The following is a 17,049-nucleotide window of genomic DNA, read 5'->3' on the forward strand; positions in this document are numbered from 1 at the left end:
TCCGCCCGTGTAACCTTACACAAGGCGGAGTCCTGATAGCCACTTAGTTAATTTATAAGTCTTAAATCTCTTCGGAGAAAATCTGATAAATTGGGGCTCCCTCGCATTGGGCAGGGTACCGCAATCCGAGCAGCATAGAAACTGACGGTGCTACATCAACTTGACGGATGACCCGCTCCGTGGTAAATCCTGATTTAATACCACTGCCGGCTGCCACGAAAATTGGTGAAACGGAGGTTTCAAAATATCCTTCTGAAGTGGAAATACTATCCCCGTGCAATCTATTGTATCCTTCTTCGATGGAGAAGAAAATATCACCGCACTCCGGGCCATTGGTGCCGATTAACACAGCATCCTTGTTCCTCAGGCAGATGCCGACCACACGCTTGCCGGTTCTCTCATCCCGGTAGTTATACAAATCGGAGATGAGCTGTTCCTCTAAATCATATTTATCTTTCGGATCCACAATACCGTATTTGTCCCGGCCCTTAAGATTAATATAAATGTAGTTGCTGCGAATCTGGACTGCCCTTGTTTTTTCCCAATCGACTTCTCGGAGGGAATTGCCGTTTTCGTCTTTCTTCAGAACTGTATAACCCAATTCTTCCATGACCTTTGTATTGAGGCCGCCGTATTCCCCTAAAATAGGAGGTACGTTTTCCCCGACAATCAGGCCATGGTCGCTGACGATCAATACCGTCCACCCCTCGTCTAAGAGATAGAGGAATTCTCCCAGGTAGTCGTCGGTTTGGGTATAGAATTTTTCAATGAACCCTTTGTAAACTTCTTCATCTGTATGATCCCATGGCGGCAAGGTCTTGCCAAGATGCCATAACTGGTGACCTGCACAATCGATATTATGAAGATGAGAGAATACGACTTCATACCCTTCTTCTTTAATGCAATGATTCAGACAATCCGCTTGCCACTTATCGTAAATTGCCCAGGAAGGCTCAAAGATTTCACGAACCAATTCATCATCTTCTCCGCCGATTAAGCTGACCGGCGGCACCTCGCCAACCTTACTGACGATATCCTGATAGAGGGTTTTGGGATGCCATAATTGATCATTGCTGATATCAAGAGCATTGCTGATCCAAAGTCTCACTGCATTACCAGCCGGATCAAGTTCTAATATCTTCATGGAACGGCAGGCAGGCTTAGTGACTTCTTTTTTGGTCACATCATCAATAATGCCCGTTACCATTTTATCCCTTTCCAAGGTAACGATTGGCTTTTCTGCTTTCTTATTCTTGTAAATAGCCACTCGATCATATTCGCCGGTTTCATTTTTGAGAAGCAAAGCAGGACGTCTCACCAGGCCGCCGGAGGTTAGGATCGTGAATTCCTTGGCTCCTTCCGGGGCATTGCTCCAACCTGTAGCCTCTTTGAGGGGAGAGTTGATAATATCATAGGCTACCTTGCTGCCGATCACAACTTCTGTATCTTCATCATCCATGACATAGGTACGGATTTCGCCGCCTTGGCGGGCTGTGTCACCCCACCAAAGTTCCATCATTTCATCATCGACTTCATCGTCCAAAGTATCTTCCAAATCAGTAATAATGCAACCCACGCCAGCTGGTTTCTCCACTCTTGGGGCATAACGGACTTCTTTAATTTCCGGTGAGGCGACAATAACTTTTTCCCAGTCAAGCTGAGCAACGCCCATGTTGACAGAACCTGGCTGCGTACCATCGACCACACTTAAATTTTCACTGTGGGAGGTTGGGGGCCAAGAGCTCCCCGGCCAATGCCAAACAAGAGTCTTCATGCCGGCTTCAGATGTAATATTCCAGATTTGTTCCGCAGTACAATTACGGGAGTCCATATTATAAACCACCGCATCCAGACTTTCCGGCGATTGTCTCCAATAGCAGGTGATGCCGTGAGTTCCTGGATAAGCGCCCGTAGCAAGGGTCGTCCAACAAGGTGGTGTAATGGTTGGAATAGCCCCCAGAAGCTGCAGATCCTTTCTGGCTGATCCCTTTTCAATAAATTTTTCTAAATTAGGCATTTTTCCTTCGGCCAAGAATTTGCGACTAATCCTTGGGTCCATACCGTCGACCCCTAGCACTAATAGTTTATTGGTTAGTGCTGTTCTCTTCATAAATTTCATCCTCCTTTTATAAATTTTGCTTCGTTTCCAACTATCTGAAGAATCTTCGGCAAGGTATCTCCTCATCCCATAGTGAACGCGGCATCGTTCACTATGGGTGTGAAGAACGTTAGATTTCAAAACGACTTGAATACTTGTTGTCTGAGAGGTCCGTCCACTTGAACTGTGCTTGTAACAAGGTCTTCGTCACCATTATATTTGCTGGTTTTAAAGGGCTTTCCCCATGACACCGCGGCAGGCATAGCTGGAATAGAGGTAGACTTTTTTCTGACATAGCTTGTGCTGAGTAGGGTTCAATCCAAAATAGAGGCCCCTGGGGTAAAAAATGGGCCCAATCAATGCCCTATAGACAAGTTCAGCGCCAGAGTCGCCACAAAACATACTATAGTTATGCGTTTCTGTAGTTTTACAATTCAGAACCTTCCCGCAATAAAAAAGGTTCTGATACCTCACTATTTAATCCCTCCTTGTTCTAAGAATTGGATCTTCGGATTGTTCTTGTGATATCTTGTACTTGCCCACATTATAAGCAATCCCATTTTTTCTGTAAAATACTTAATGATTATGCCCCCTATAACCAACACAATTAAGTGATCATAAATTTTGTTAATACCGCTTATCGAGTATTGTTATTTGAAGCACAAATTCGTATAATTTAGTCGTGTTCAACTCCCAATCCAATTCATGGATATATATACCACAAGAAGTAAATATTAGAAGAGGGTAATTGAAATGCGTCTGGAACAATTAATGTATTTAGTTGCTGTCAACGAATCTAAGTCCATTTCCCTTGCCGCAGAACGTTCCCACATTTCGCAGCCTGCTCTAAGCTCTGCTATCAGTAAGCTCGAAGATGAGCTTGGTGTCGTTCTGCTGAAAAGGACAAATTCTGGCGCTTATTTAACTGAAGCGGGAGAACTCATTATCGTTAAGGCCAAGGAAGTGCTGAATGGGATTGATGATATTAAATCCATTGCCCACGGTAACTCGCTTGTACTCAATGGAAATATATCCATCGCCGTAGAGCCTAGCGTTAATATTACGATCATGCCGGACATATTAACTACTTTCAAGCATAATCACCCTAAAGTCAATGTCTTGCTTAAAGTTGGCGAGTCAAATAATATATTACAAGATATTGAGAAAGGCAAGGCTGATTTTGGGATTATTTTGAGTACTGATGCGTTTCGTAAATCAAAGGATATTCAATACAAAGAACTCTTTTCCGATGAATTTGTCGTGATTACGGGGATTAATCGTAAATTAACCTCAGAATCAGCTATTACCCTGGAAAGAGCCCTATCTTTACCCATTCTTTTGTACAACACAGAGTATATTACTGAGTGCGGTGTATCCAGTTTGCTGCAAAAATATGGTTCTTTCAATGTATCTTATCGAGTTGATAATTTAGAGATGATGGAAAAAATCCTAACTCAGGGAGAAGTCATCGCTTTTGTCCCTCAATTTATGGCTGATGAGTATATGAAGACCAGTAGAATAAACAAGCTATACATCAATAATGCTCATTTGGATGTATCCGTTGTCTTAATTTGGTCGGATCGCCACCATCTTTGCATGATCGAAAAGGAATTCATCAAAATCATTAGAGCTACCTGTTCCCGGAAAACAGAAGTCAGACCATAAATGAGCCCACGATTCATACTGCTGAGATAAAATTAATTATCTTGGCTTCTTTATGCCCCTATAAAATTAATAGGATCAAAAGCTACACTTATAGGGGGTATATTTACAATGTATTTTACTTTCTCGCCGGATCATGTTAAATATTTCTCATAGAGTTACACTTTATAATTCGTCAACTAGGAGTAGCACAAATGGATCAGAATACACAATTGCTTATGCAAAAGCAGGACCTAAGCTTTGCCCAAAAGGGGATTGGCAGTGGCTTATATGCTGGTGCCGCTTGGGGCTTAGACGGAGTATTAATGGGGATCGTACTTGCTTTAGCCCCCTTCACAAACAGTATGAGCATCTTTGCTGCTCCTTTAGTGGGAGCTTGCTTGCATGATGGCTTCGCTGCATTATGGGTATTTATTTATAATGTCGTCCAAGGCAAATGGCGTGATTATGTACGCACCTTGAAAACCCGTCCGGGTAAAATGATCATCTTGGCGGCTATCCTGGGTGGACCCATTGGAATGTCTTGTAACATGTTAGGGATATTTTTTGCCGGTCCCTCATATACTGCAGCCATTACTGCAGCCTATCCGGCTATCGGTGCTGTTCTTGGAGCAATTTTTCTTAAGGAGAAGGTGCCTCCACGGGTAGGAGCCGGCATAGTGCTGACCATAATCGGCGCGTTTATTGTTGGGTTTGTCCCACCAGAAGGGTCTGCTTTCCCCCACTTTTATCTCGGCATAGGACTGGCCGCTGTTGCTGCCATTGTGTGGGCACTGGAGGGAGTCATGTCAACCTATGGCATGGATTTAGTGGATTCGGATATTGCAATTGGTATTCGAGATCTTACATCTTTCTTGGTCAATTTCTTCGTAATTCTTCCGGTGTTTGGAAGTGTTGCTTACGGCATCCTCTACTCGTGCTTTACCTCACATACCGCATGGTATATTGCCGGTATCGCTTTAATTGGCGGATCCGCTACATTTGCCTGGTATCGCGCTATGAATATGACCGGAGTAACCCGGGCTATGGGCCTCAATGTAACCTTTGCCTTATGGTCCGTCTTCTTCGGGTGGTTATTAAACATTGTACAGATCACCCCCAACCTGATCATCGGTGTTATTATTATCACCCTTGGCACAATACTTACGATTGGGACTCCAAAAGATTTTGTTAACTTAAGAAGACGATAGGAGGTTCAACATGAGCTTAATTCCCATAAAGTTCAGAGTGGTAGAAATTATTCTCCATAATGCAGGAATATCGGATCAAGAAATACTAAAAATGCTCAAAGAGGACTATCCTCTCGATAGAGGGGTTAACGAAAATAACGTTGATAGCTACCTGCTTTCTCTAAAAGCTGTTGGCCTGATTGACCCAACCCGTGTTGCTGTGGATAAAGACGGAAAACTTCAGCAATGCTATAACATCACTGAATATGGTAGAAAACGTATGAAATATATTAGCTAAACCACATTATAGAGATTATTAAAAATCTGCAAACCACCTTTTCTTAGGGAACAAAGGAAAGCATCTTTTAAGATTGCCCGTTATGGATACTCTCAACAAACTTCTTAGCTGCAGATGTCAGTGGGACATTTTTTAAATAACATATGCCAATGCTCCTTTTGGGAACTTCCTCTTCTAACCTTATCTCATACAAGCTTCCACTTTCTAAGTAGTCCTTAGAAAACTCTTTAATTACACAGGCAATACCTAAGTTTATTTTGGAAAACTCCAGAACAAGATCATAGGACCCAAGTTCAAATACAGGTGAAATAGGGAAACCCTTCTTCTTTAGGTAACTCTCCACATATTTTCGGGAATTTGATTTCTTCTCTAAAAAGATTAACGGTAATTCCATTAGATGCTCTAAGCTAATAGGTTTTTCCGTTATTTCTTTATATTTTTCCCCGCATACAAAAATATCTTGAATCTCCCTACAAGGTATGACCTGAAGGTTTTCATCCTGAATCGGCAAATTGCAGATCCCCACATCCGCTTTTCCTGACTTGATAAAGTCTTGGATCTCTGTTGTCGTTCCATTTAATATATTGAGTTTGATTCCATGGTAGGCGATGTGGAATTCCTCTAAATAAGGCAATAAAAAATAACGGGTAATTGTATCTCCGACTCCAATCCGCAATTGTCCGGTTTTCAGCTCTTTAAATTCCAGGATTTTATCTTCTGCAGCGTTAATCATTCCTAAGGCGGAGTTCACATGCTCATTTAATAGATTTCCTTCATTGGTCAATATAACTCCTCTTGATGTCCTGTGGAAAAGTTGTATTTCCAATTCACTCTCCAGCTTTGCAATGGCTTGGCTGACAGCTGATTGTGTCATATAGAGTTCCTGGGCCGCTTTGGAAAAGCTTTTATTTCTGCTCACTGCGTTAAATATGCGATATAAATCTAATTTTCCAACCATATTAGCTCTCCTTGTATCAGATATTATAAATATTAATTTTACTTATACCACTATAAAAGAGTATAGTAGAGTTGATTGAAAATTTCTACTTAGTTTATGTAGAATATACTCTTGCTAGAGGAGAGATCACATTGGAAAGAGTCGTTGGAACCGTAGTACGTGGACTTCGTGGACCTATTATTAACCAAGGGTGCAATATTCAACAGATCGTAGTGGATGCTGTATTAAATGCAGCAAAAGTTGAAGGTTTTATGATCGAGGATCGTGATATTGTTACTATTACAGAATCCATTGTCGCCCGTGCCCAAGGAAACTATGCCACAATTGACGATATTGCCGCAGATATAAAAGCTAAATTCGGTGAGGAAACAGTGGGGGTCATTTTTCCGATCCTCAGCCGCAACCGATTTGCCATCTGCTTACGAGGAATCGCAAAGGGTATAAAACATGTTGTCCTGATGTTAAACTATCCCTCAGATGAAGTGGGTAACCACCTTGTAGACCTGGATAAATTGGATGAGAAAGGTATCAATCCCTGGACAGATGTCTTAACAGAAGCTGAATTCCGCCAGCATTTCGGTTATATCAAACATCCATTCACCGGTGTTGATTACATCGAATACTACAGAAATTTAATTGAAGCGGAAGGCGCCACTTGCCAAATCATCTTTTCCAATAACCCGAAAACCATCTTAAATTATACTAAGCAGGTATTGACTTGTGATATTCATTCCCGCTTCCGGACTAAACGCATCTTAAAAAATAGCGGCGCTGAAAAAGTCTATGGCCTTGATGATTTTCTTACAGAATCCATCAATGGCAGCGGGTTTAACGAAAAGTACGGTCTCCTCGGTTCGAATAAAGCAACCGAAGATCGTGTGAAACTATTTCCGAATACCTGCCAGTCCATCGTTGATGGTATTCAAGCGGAAATCAAAGATAAAACGGGTAAAACAGTGGAAGTCATGGTCTATGGCGACGGGGCATTCAAAGACCCCGTGGGGAAGATCTGGGAACTGGCAGACCCGGTCGTTTCTCCCGCTTATACTGCAGGGCTTGAAGGTACGCCAAACGAAGTGAAATTAAAATACTTGGCAGACAATAATTTCTCCCATCTTTGCGGAGAAGCCCAGAGGAAAGCCATTTCAGAGTATATTCAAAATAAATGTGAAGACCTGGTCGGGTCGATGGAAGCCCAAGGAACAACTCCTCGCAGGCTGACGGATCTCATCGGTTCTTTATCTGATTTAACCTCCGGCAGCGGAGATAAAGGGACGCCAATCGTCTATATCAAAGGCTATTTTGATAATTATACAAAATAATCGGGGTACAAAAGAAAACCCTGGCCGCTTATTAGGGTGGCCAGGGTTCTTTGTGTTGGTGAGTCTCGTTTTTTCATGTGTCCGGGTCAGGTAGCTTTACGCACAACGCTCACTCCATAGCTCCTGGGCTGGTCAGCTAGTTCCTCCTACATCCGCACGCTCAAGCCCGAAAGACAGCCCAAGGATTTTGCTTTAAGGCAGAGAACGAATTTTAAGCGAGCAAGGAAGCAATCTTCGCGAAAAGACTGCAGCGGAGTCGGGTTGGAAACAGGACGTTTCCAACCGCCCATTGAGAACAAGTGCGAAAGCAGTGCTTTCGAGGAGCGATTTGGGCACGAAACCCGGGCGAGGGTTTCGCCCAAGCCGCCATGCCACAGAGACTGCTTAGCGGCGCAGGTGGACCCGACGCAGCAGAGGTCTTGAGCGATTAGATTGCTCCGCACAGCTTATGGAGTGAACGCCGAAAGCAAAATCCTGGAGATTCAGATTGCAAGCCCTTTCAAGACTCGTCTAAACTTCAAATTTCCAAGCGCTTGGAAATTTAAAAAAGCGAGTCTATTTACCTATCCCTATTTATGATAAGGCTCCCCCTTGCTGATTCTCATGGCCCGATAGATTTGTTCCAGAAGCAGCAGTCTAATGAGAGGATGAGGGAAGGTTAATTGGGAAAAAGACCAGCGGTAATCCGCTCTTCCCCTTACTTCCTGGGAGACTCCTAAGGAACCACCGATGATAAAAGTCACACTGCTTTTTCCCATTAAGGCAAGGCCATCTATATATTCCGAGAAGCCCGGAGAGGTGAATTCTTTTCCCTGCAGATCAAGAAGAATGACATGCTCCTGAGAGCCGATCCCTTTCAGAATCCGCTCACCTTCTTTACTCTTAACCAGTTCTTCATCGGCGGAGGAAAGACGCTCCGGACAGGGCTCATCCCCAATCTCCATAATCTCCAAGCGGATATAAGCACTTAAGCGTTTCGTATATTCCTTAATCCCTTCTATAAGGAACTTTTCCCGAATCTTTCCCACAGCAATGATTTTAATCTGCAGCATAGTTGTACTCCTTACTGAATAAAGGGAGGATCATGATTGCTCATATCCCCCCCAAATTATATACCACCCTGAACCTATTTAGCTGGCGATGATCTCAACCAGTTTCACCTGGACATCGATATTCTTCCCATTGCGGTAATACGTCACTGTGACGGTATCCCCTGGTTTGAACTTAAATAATTCATGGGTTAATTCCAAGGAACTTTTGACCGTGACTCCGTTAATTTTCACCAAAACATCTCCCGCTTGTATTCCGGCCCGGGCTGCCGGGCCACTGGGGTCCACATTGGATATATAGGCACCGGCGGGCCAACTTCTTTGGGCCGCCCATTCAGGTGTATAGCGGGTATCGATGGATACCAGAAGTCCAGGATGACTGAAGTAACCTTTTTCAATAAGCTGCTCAAGGACGGGTATGGCATCCGTAATAGGGATAGCAAAGCCCATTCCCTCAAAGCCTTTTTCTGCATTTTTGGCTGAATTGATCCCTACAACCTGGCCGTTGTAGTTGACCAGAGGACCACCGCTATTGCCCGGATTGATCGCAGCATCGGTCTGAATTAAGTTAAAGCTGGATTCTCCCTCGATTAACAAAATCCGGTTCTTGGCCGACACGACACCTTGAGTCACGGAACGGGCAAATTCCTCGCCACCGGGATTACCAATAGCCACTACCGGTTCCCCTACTTGAAGCTGCTCCGAGTTTCCCAGCTGTGCCGCCGTAAGTCCGTCCGCAGGAATTTTGATCACCGCCAGGTCTGTACGCGGATCCTGCCCCACTAAAGTGGCCTCGGCATTTCTTCCGTCGGCCAGACTCACAATTAATTTCGAAGCATTGGCGATGACATGGTAATTGGTAACAATATAACCGTATTGGGCATCGATGATAAAGCCGGAGCCGGTTCCTGCTTCAGTCAGTTCGGAACTGCCGCCAAAGATCCTCCCCCGGGATTGGAAGTTGGCGATCCCTACGACAGCCGGCCCTACAGTTTTGGCGACCTCTACCGTTGGAAATCCGGTGGGATTGGCAATATTCACAGGTGGGGTGGAGGATCCTTGGCCCAGAATAACTTCTTTTCCCCCCGTTGGCATTTGGTTACCGTATAAAGAAGGAACTAAGGCCACGGAGACAAGACCGCCAATGAGCGCACTGATTAAGGCCAAGGCAATCGTAGAGAAAAACCTGGGTCTGCGCCTCTTCGATCCATATTCGGAATAATCATTTTGGTCATAATAACCCATGCCATTACCTCCTCATTGGCTTAGTATTCGTCCAAAACAATCAGTTCATGCGGTGTATAGCGTGGTGCCACCCGCAATCTTAGATCCGGGTTTTCCTTGGCTACACGGGATTCCTTGAGACTACGTAAGATGGTGGACAAGGCGATTTCCGGTGTATTATTTTCGTCGCTTAAATGAGCCAAGACAATACGTCGGGTGTTCCCCTCAATCCATTGGAGAAGACCCTCGGCCAGCTGGCTGTTCTCTAAATGACCATAATTCCCACTGATCCGCTTCTTAAGATACCAAGGGTAACTCCCCTGCCAAAGCATCTCACGGTCATGGTTAGCCTCTACTACTAAAGCATCGCAACCTTTTAAAGCATGATGCATTTCTTCTGTGATAATTCCTGTATCCGTAGCGATACCGATCCTCTTACTTTGACCTTTGACCGGCTCCTCGACCTCCACCCGAACACCAAAGCTTTCTTTGCTATCATGGGAGGTAGGAAAGACATGGATCCTCATGCCTGCACAGGAAAAAGAATCCTCTACCACCACTCGCTGTTCATCTTTAAGCTTCCCTATAGAGGGATTCAGCTCATCCCATATCCTTGCTGAGGCATAGATGGGGATTTTAAGCTTTCGTGCGACTGCCCCAGCTCCCTTAATATGATCGCTATGTTCATGGGTAATGAAAATTCCTTCGATTTCTAAAGGAGATATATCGAGGATGGAGAGATTATGTAGTGCTGCCTTCAGGCTAATGCCGCAATCCACAAGAAAATTCCTCTTTCCATGCCCCACAACAATGGAATTGCCGGAGCTCCCACTGGCCAGTGTCGCTAAATGCACATAGTTCCCCTCTTCCCGTCTAAACAAAGAATATTATATCAGATCCTTTATCTATAACAAATGTTTAAAATAATTTTGATCAGGAAATAAAAATTGAGGCTTATTTAGCCTCAGAATTTGAGTCGGGTGAATCTCCATTTCCCGATTGTTGAAATTGCTGAACAATGCCTTCTTGTGCCAGTTTGATATTTCTCTCCAGCCGATCTTGATTGTCCTTCGAAATATTTTCTACAGTTAAAGCCTTCTCCCACTGTTCAATAGCCTTGCCATAGTTTCCTTGGGAATACAGGAAAACTCCGTAATTATAAAGGCCATTATAAAAGTTCGGATCCTCCTGCAAAGCCTCTTGGAAGGTCTGATCAGCCAATTCATTTTGGCTTGTATAAAAAGCGGCAGTAGCCATATCGACAAGAATATTGACGTTCTTCTCCGTCTTCAGAACCTCCTGGTACTCTGCCACCGCCTGCTGAAGGATTGATGTAGTCGCTCCCAGATTTTCTTCCGACATATCCTGGGATAAGGTTTGCATACCCCAATCATAGTAAGTATCGGCAAGACTTAAGCGGATTTGAGTATCCTGAGGATTCGCTTCCAGAGCCTGCTTTAAGCTATTAATTTGATCCTGATAATTTTTGCCAACCGTAGGACGCATATCCCCCAAGAACATAAAGGAAGTTCCTACCAAGCTGATAATCAGTAAGCCCACAATAACATATACGGTTAATTTCTGGGTTTTTTTCTGCACTGAACCACCCCTCCAATATAGCAATCTCACTATGAACATGCTCTTTTATTTTAACATTTCCCTTAAAGTTAGTCTATAAAGGATTGTGCCAAATAGCACAGGAGACTCATCTTATTAGTCCACCATCCATTTGCGCAACTGACACCGTGCTTCGTAATAGGGAGTGCTTTCTCCGAAATCGGAAGGTTTGCCCGCCAACAGTTGATTAACCCCAAATCCATCTACGGTTCCTCCTTCGGGTATAACCACCGTTTGAGGGTGAATGTCTTCGGAGACAGACACCCAAGCCAAAAGTTGACCATGCTCTGTCTCTACCAAGGCCCGATCCCCAGTGAAGAGGTAATGCTTCTCAGCGAGTTGAGGATGAATATAAAGTTGAAAGCCTTCTGTCTCCTGGAACTGGGAATGAAGGGAATGATGGGGATGAGGGGTGATAAGATACCAGGGATAATCCCATTGACTTTGAGTTTTTGAAAATTCCTGATACACTTTCAGGTTATCCCGGGAACCTTCAAGGAGGGGATCGGCTACAGCATCCCCATATTCAGCCAGGGCTATCTCTGAAGCCAGCTCAATCTTTCCGCTGGGAGTCTTAAACTGCAAATCCTCCCAAGCTACTTCAGGAATATAAGGGGCTCGAATAGGACCCTTTCTTAAACTCTCTAAAGTTATTCCATACTCTGACAATGGGGCCAGAACGTATTCCAGCCACTGCTCGGTCGTATAGGGAAAAGCCTCTCCCAGGCCCAGGCGATGTGCCAGTTCTGTAAAAATCACAGCCTCAGACCTGGCTTCATACTGGGGCTCTACAATCTTCTGGGTAAGCTGGAGAATGGGACTCCAGGAGGTGGCGATCAGGTCCTCCTCTTCAAAAGCTGTCGTAACAGGCAGAACCATATCCGAATGGCGGGCAGTCTCCGTCAATGTGATATCAAAGGTCACCTTAAAGGGTATTTCCCGCCAGACCTCCCGCCAAAGTAGGGAATCGGGCTGCTGGACCAAGGGGTTGGATCGGGTCACTACGGCCAGGCGTATAGGTGGATCGGCCTTTCTTATCTCTTCAGCCAAAAATGGATGGGGAAACGTCCGGGACTGATAACGATGGCGATCCATGGTGACTTTGTTCAGATGACGTCCATGGTATTGATTGCCATAATGGATGCCCGCTCCGGATTTCCCCAGGTTGCCGGTTAACGCTAAAAGAGCATCAATGGCACGGAGAGTATTACCCCCACCACTATATCGCTGCAAACCATATCCGGCAAGGATAGTTACAGGTCGGGTGCGGCTTATGATCTGGGCTAATTCCTCTTGTTTTTCAACCGATATCCCGGTCAATATGGCTACTCTTTCCGGGTTGTATTCTTTCGCCCTTTGGGCAAAGGCTTCCAGCCCTTGGACAGAACGACGTACAAAATCCCAATCCAGCCAGCCTTCCCGCAAAATGATATGGGCAATTCCCATAGCCAGGACGCCATCACTGCCGGGATTAACCTGAACATAATCCTGAGCAAAATCAGCACTCTTTACCCGCACCGGATTAATCACGACGATCCTTGCGCCGGCCTTCTTGGCCTCAAGCAAAAGAGGCACCATATGCAGATTTGTAATAGCCGGATCCCGTCCCCAAAGAATAATGACCTTCGCTTGGGTGACCTGGGTCCAATCGCTGGCCAAAACTCCCCCGAAATCAATCTCTTGGGCCCGGTAGCCTGCTCCCCAGCACATACTTCCCCTTGGCTCCGTGACCCCGCCTAAGGCTTGGAAGAAGCGCCGGTCCAGCTCCCTTAATGTCCCGTTGTGTCCATAATCATAATGGTGGAGAATTCCCCTGGCTCCCACTTCTTTAAGGGTCTCTTCTATTTTATCTGCTAAAAGGATATAGGCTTCATCCCAGGAGATCCGACGAAATACTCCTTGGTCCTTAAGAAGAGGAAAACGCAGTCTTTCTGCCGAGAAGACCCGTTGCGCCTGAGCCTGAGCTTTTGAGCATATAAATCCTTTGGTTAAGGGATGCTTCTTATCCCCATGAACCTGCAGGCCTTTGTCCTCACTGTACTCAACAACAAAGCCGCAGCTGTCTGGACAATTCAGCGGACAAGCTGAGCGCAGAACGGTCATGTTTATCCCCTCCATTTAGCCTTGAGTGTTATTCAATGAAGCCTCTTTAATTTTCATATAGAGCGCTACCTCGAGGCGCTTCTTCTGGAACTCACAGCCTAAAGCATAGACTTCGTTAAGTCGACCGCTAAAGGCCTGGTTGGCCGAGTGGCAGCCACCGCTGCAGGAAAAACGTGCCCAGCATTGACGGCAGGCAGGTTTGCTGTAGATATGGGCGGAACGAAATTTTTCGATGATCTCCGGATTAAGAGGGACACTTTCTTGCCCAAGAGAACCCATCTTGAACTCCTCCTGGCCAACAAATTGATGGCAGGGATAGAGATCCCCTTCCGGTGAAATAGCCACATACTCATGGCCGGCTCCGCAGCCGGAGAGGCGTTTGGGCAGACAAGGTCCCTGATCAAGGGCTACATTAAAATGGAAAAAGCTAAAATCTTCACCATTGTAACGGCGAGCCAACAATTCTTCCCCTAAACGATCATAGGTCTTTAAAATCTCAGGAAGATCCCCTTCCTGAAAAGCATAGGGATCACTGGGTTGGGCCACTACAGGTTCCAGGGATATTTGCTTCATACCCAGATCCAGCAAATGCATTACGTCCTTGTCAAAGTCCAGGTTATGGTGGGTATAGGTTCCCCGGGCATAATAATAAGTACCTACGGCGTAGGGAGAGCTCTCAGGACGTTTCTCTGCGAACTGCTGGAGGCGTGGAGCCACTTGGGCATAGCTTCCTTTACCATTGGCATAGGGACGCATGCGGTCATGAACTTCCGGACGGCCGTCAATACTGAGTACGACACTGATATCTTCCTGCTCCAGAAAGTTCTGTATTTCTTCGCTTAAAAGCACCGCATTGGTGGTTAGGGTAAACTTAATGGTCTTGCCTTTGTCCCGCGCTGCTTTTTTCCCGTACTGGACAACATCTTTTACCATTTGAACATTCAGAAGGGGCTCACCGCCAAAAAAGTCCACTTCACAATGTTTACGATGAGCGGAAGCCTCCAGAACAAAGTCAATGGCCTTCTTCCCGGTTTCCAGGTCCATAAGACCCCGATCTCCCCCGAAGGCACCTGTTCCTGCAAAGCAGTAATTACAGCGCAGGTTGCAATCGTGAGCCACGTGAAGACAGATAGCTTTTACAATGGGCTTCGCCGGATAAGCAAGGCCTTTTTCCTCTGCTTCCTTAGAGAATAAGACACCCTCCTGCTGCAGCTCTTCCATCTCAGCAAAGATTTCAGCGGCCTCCTCATGAGAGAGATGTATGTCCTCTGCCCGTAGCTGTGCTGTGACCGCTTCCTTATGCAAAGGCTTATTCTCCTCTTGCAGTCTTTCCAATACCTTCAGGATTGAAAAGGTCGCCTTATCTAAAACATGCAGGGATCCGGAATTTACATCATAGGCAATATTCAGATCACCCTGTTGATAGCTATGGACATTTTTCTTAAGATTATATCCTTCAAGGAACATTGGCGGCTTTCCCTTCTTTCTCAAATAGTTAAACATAGAAACAGAACCCGCCTGAATCAGGTGGGTTCTCGGTAACCTATGTTCAATCTTCACTTCGTCGCAAATTATGTTCTGGTAAGGGTACTATTGACGAATACTACTTCACACAGACTTGATTTCCTACAGTACAGGATGTTTTGCAGGCAGATTGACAGGAAGTTTGACACTCTCCGCAGCCACCTGTTTTCAAGGTTTCACTTAAATTGGCTTTAACAACCGTTTGAATATGTTTTGCCATCTTCACAGCCTCCTCTCAAACACATAAGAATTCGTCACTCATTATATCATGAGGACAAGTTAGTGTGCAAAATGTATTTTACTTCTTTACTGTCCCTTGTTTGGGCTGACTGAATAAATAAAGGACTTCCCCTTTTTCCGAGTATCCGGTAATATCCGCATCAACCGAGGGAACCTGAGCCTTGCTGATCATCGCATACCAAAGGCGATAATCTCCGGATCTAACAATATTCGCTTTAACAACCTCTCCCCAAGTGGTCTTTACTTCAATGGTATTGATTTGAGGTTCTTCGACGAATCCATAGTAAAGATAGAACTTTGCAGATTTATCTCCCAGATCCGAGTAACGCCATGACAATCCTTTCGGATGAGTTACTAAAGACCCACCCTCGGTTCCAAGCCATTTCCAACCAAAGGCATCCTTCTGAAACAAACCTGCCCCAAGTTCGTTATTATTGATGTAAAAGACGATGGTCGTCTCATTTTGAACCTGTTGGGTATGGACTACCTCCCAATCGCCTGGAACCACCTTTTTGGCCTCCTGAACAGCCTCTTCAAGGGAGCCGCAACCACTGAGTGAAAAAATCACCAGAAGTGCAATAATAACCAGCACTTTGTTCAATTTCACAGAGCTTCCTCCAGTTACATATAATCTGAGGTCTAGCAGGATGTGACAGTGATTCAGATTATAGTGTAGCTCATTTTCTGTCTATTGGCAATAGAATATAAATACCGCCAAATATAAATCTGACAATACAAAAGCCACACTGCCTAACCTACAGTATGGCTTAAGAAGATAAACTTCCTTATATCAAAATGGTGCCTCAGGGCGGAATCGAACCGTCGACACGAGGATTTTCAGTCCTCTGCTCTACCGACTGAGCTACCGAGGCAAATAGTGGTGACCCATACGGGATTCGAACCCGTGTTACCGCCGTGAAAGGGCGGTGTCTTAGGCCGCTTGACCAATGGGCCACTAATGGTGAGGTGTCTCACTCACGCTTTAGTAGTATACACAAAAGCTGCCTATAAGTAAAGGCCTTTAGACAGATTTTTTTTAACATTTATTTTATAACTTTTCGTTGCCTTCATCAAAGCTGCTCAGCCTCCCAGATAGGCCTTGCGGATCTCATCGCTCTCGGCCAGTTCCCGGCCGGTGCCGGAAATGGAGATGGAGCCGGTCTCCAGAACATAGGCTCTATCAGCAATAGACAGGGCCATCTGGGCATTCTGCTCCACAAGAAGCACAGTGGTTCCGGCCTTGTTCATCTCCTGGATAATGGTGAAGATCTGCTCCACCAGTATCGGCGCAAGGCCCATGGAGGGCTCATCCAGCATCAGAAGTTTGGGCTTGCTCATCAGCGCCCTGCCAATAGCCAGCATCTGCTGCTCCCCTCCGGAAAGCGTGCCCGCAACCTGTTTGCGGCGTTCCAGAAGTCGTGGAAACAGAGCGTAGATCTTTTCCAATTCGGCCTCGATACCGCCGGAAGGACAGGTATATGCGCCCATTTCCAGATTTTCCTGGACGGTCATTTGCAGAAAAATTCGCCGGCCTTCAGGGACATGAGCCAAACCGCGTTCTACAATCTTGTGGGGTGCCGTGGACGTGATGTCTTTTCCCAAGAAGTTTATACCACCGGTCTTGGTGCGCAGCAAGCCGGAAATAGTTTTTAGGACGGTGCTCTTTCCGGCTCCATTGGCCCCGATCAGAGTCACGATCTCACCTTCGTTGACCTCCAGGGAGATCCCCTTGATGGCGTGTATAGCACCGTAAAAGACGTTTATATTATCAACTTTCAACATAGT

Annotated in this window: 15 protein-coding genes and 2 tRNA genes; 4 read left to right on the plus strand and 13 right to left on the minus strand. The window is 45.4% G+C overall.

Features of this window, described 5'->3' with window-relative positions; all coding sequences use genetic code 11:
• Positions 1-61: 61 nt before the first annotated feature.
• Positions 62-2,110 (minus strand): alkaline phosphatase family protein, encoded by a 2,049-nt coding sequence (locus DESDE_RS20445; RefSeq protein ID WP_014795932.1) that lies wholly within the window; start codon positions 2,108-2,110, stop codon positions 62-64.
• A 741-nt stretch (positions 2,111-2,851) separates the two neighbouring features.
• On the opposite strand from DESDE_RS20445, the gene DESDE_RS20455 reads away from it, so the two are divergent.
• The 3 genes from DESDE_RS20455 (at position 2,852) to DESDE_RS20465 (ending at position 5,227) form a co-directional block, all read left to right on the plus strand.
• Positions 2,852-3,763 carry a LysR family transcriptional regulator gene (locus tag DESDE_RS20455; RefSeq protein WP_014795934.1) on the plus strand — a complete coding sequence of 304 codons (912 nt, stop codon included), beginning with the start codon at positions 2,852-2,854 and terminating at the stop codon, positions 3,761-3,763.
• 191 nt (positions 3,764-3,954) lie between these two features.
• Positions 3,955-4,950 carry a DMT family transporter gene (locus DESDE_RS20460; RefSeq protein ID WP_014795935.1) on the plus strand — a complete coding sequence of 332 codons (996 nt, stop codon included), beginning with the start codon at positions 3,955-3,957 and terminating at the stop codon, positions 4,948-4,950.
• Between the two features lie 10 nt (positions 4,951-4,960).
• Positions 4,961-5,227: a hypothetical protein gene (locus tag DESDE_RS20465; protein ID WP_014795936.1), complete on the plus strand. Its 267-nt coding sequence runs from the start codon at positions 4,961-4,963 to the stop codon at positions 5,225-5,227.
• Positions 5,228-5,294: 67 nt separating this feature from the next.
• Here the strand turns inward: DESDE_RS20465 and DESDE_RS20470 are convergent, their stop codons facing one another.
• A complete protein-coding gene (locus DESDE_RS20470; RefSeq protein ID WP_014795937.1) occupies positions 5,295-6,185 on the minus strand; it encodes a LysR family transcriptional regulator in 891 nt (296 codons plus the stop codon).
• 131 nt (positions 6,186-6,316) lie between these two features.
• Here DESDE_RS20470 and DESDE_RS20475 point away from each other — a divergent pair, with 131 nt between their 5' ends.
• A complete protein-coding gene (locus tag DESDE_RS20475) occupies positions 6,317-7,507 on the plus strand; it encodes a coenzyme F420-0:L-glutamate ligase (protein WP_041917445.1) in 1,191 nt (396 codons plus the stop codon).
• A gap of 569 nt (positions 7,508-8,076) precedes the next feature.
• On the opposite strand, the gene rlmH is transcribed toward DESDE_RS20475, so the two are convergent.
• The 11 genes from rlmH to DESDE_RS20525 all read right to left on the minus strand — a co-directional run bounded on the left by rlmH (position 8,077) and on the right by DESDE_RS20525 (position 17,046).
• A complete protein-coding gene (gene rlmH, locus DESDE_RS20480) occupies positions 8,077-8,556 on the minus strand; it encodes a 23S rRNA (pseudouridine(1915)-N(3))-methyltransferase RlmH (RefSeq protein WP_202947939.1) in 480 nt (159 codons plus the stop codon).
• An 81-nt stretch (positions 8,557-8,637) separates the two neighbouring features.
• Positions 8,638-9,801, minus strand: coding sequence for a S1C family serine protease (locus tag DESDE_RS20485; protein WP_014795940.1), 1,164 nt, complete (start codon positions 9,799-9,801; stop codon positions 8,638-8,640).
• Positions 9,802-9,821: 20 nt separating this feature from the next.
• Positions 9,822-10,634 carry an MBL fold metallo-hydrolase gene (locus DESDE_RS20490; RefSeq protein WP_014795941.1) on the minus strand — a complete coding sequence of 271 codons (813 nt, stop codon included), beginning with the start codon at positions 10,632-10,634 and terminating at the stop codon, positions 9,822-9,824.
• 100 nt (positions 10,635-10,734) lie between these two features.
• Positions 10,735-11,379 (minus strand): tetratricopeptide repeat protein, encoded by a 645-nt coding sequence (locus DESDE_RS20495; RefSeq protein ID WP_014795942.1) that lies wholly within the window; start codon positions 11,377-11,379, stop codon positions 10,735-10,737.
• Between the two features lie 114 nt (positions 11,380-11,493).
• The gene (locus DESDE_RS20500; RefSeq protein ID WP_014795943.1) at positions 11,494-13,500 is read right to left on the minus strand and encodes a molybdopterin-containing oxidoreductase family protein; all 2,007 of its coding nucleotides are present in this window, start codon (positions 13,498-13,500) and stop codon (positions 11,494-11,496) included.
• 15 nt (positions 13,501-13,515) lie between these two features.
• A complete protein-coding gene (gene scfB / locus DESDE_RS20505) occupies positions 13,516-14,967 on the minus strand; it encodes a thioether cross-link-forming SCIFF peptide maturase (RefSeq protein ID WP_014795944.1) in 1,452 nt (483 codons plus the stop codon).
• Positions 14,968-15,103: 136 nt separating this feature from the next.
• Complete coding sequence (gene scfA, locus DESDE_RS21435) at positions 15,104-15,244, minus strand: six-cysteine ranthipeptide SCIFF (RefSeq protein ID WP_014795945.1); 141 nt, start codon at positions 15,242-15,244, stop codon at positions 15,104-15,106.
• 78 nt (positions 15,245-15,322) lie between these two features.
• Positions 15,323-15,871 (minus strand): hypothetical protein, encoded by a 549-nt coding sequence (locus tag DESDE_RS20510; protein WP_014795946.1) that lies wholly within the window; start codon positions 15,869-15,871, stop codon positions 15,323-15,325.
• 189 nt (positions 15,872-16,060) lie between these two features.
• A tRNA-Phe gene (locus tag DESDE_RS20515) sits at positions 16,061-16,136 on the minus strand.
• A gap of 6 nt (positions 16,137-16,142) precedes the next feature.
• A tRNA-Glu gene (locus DESDE_RS20520) sits at positions 16,143-16,218 on the minus strand.
• Positions 16,219-16,344: 126 nt separating this feature from the next.
• Complete coding sequence (locus DESDE_RS20525) at positions 16,345-17,046, minus strand: ABC transporter ATP-binding protein (protein WP_014795947.1); 702 nt, start codon at positions 17,044-17,046, stop codon at positions 16,345-16,347.
• Between the last annotated feature and the right edge of the window lie 3 nt (positions 17,047-17,049).

Source organism: Desulfitobacterium dehalogenans ATCC 51507 (assembly GCF_000243155.2).
In the GTDB taxonomy this organism is placed as follows: Bacteria; Bacillota; Desulfitobacteriia; order Desulfitobacteriales; family Desulfitobacteriaceae; genus Desulfitobacterium; species Desulfitobacterium dehalogenans.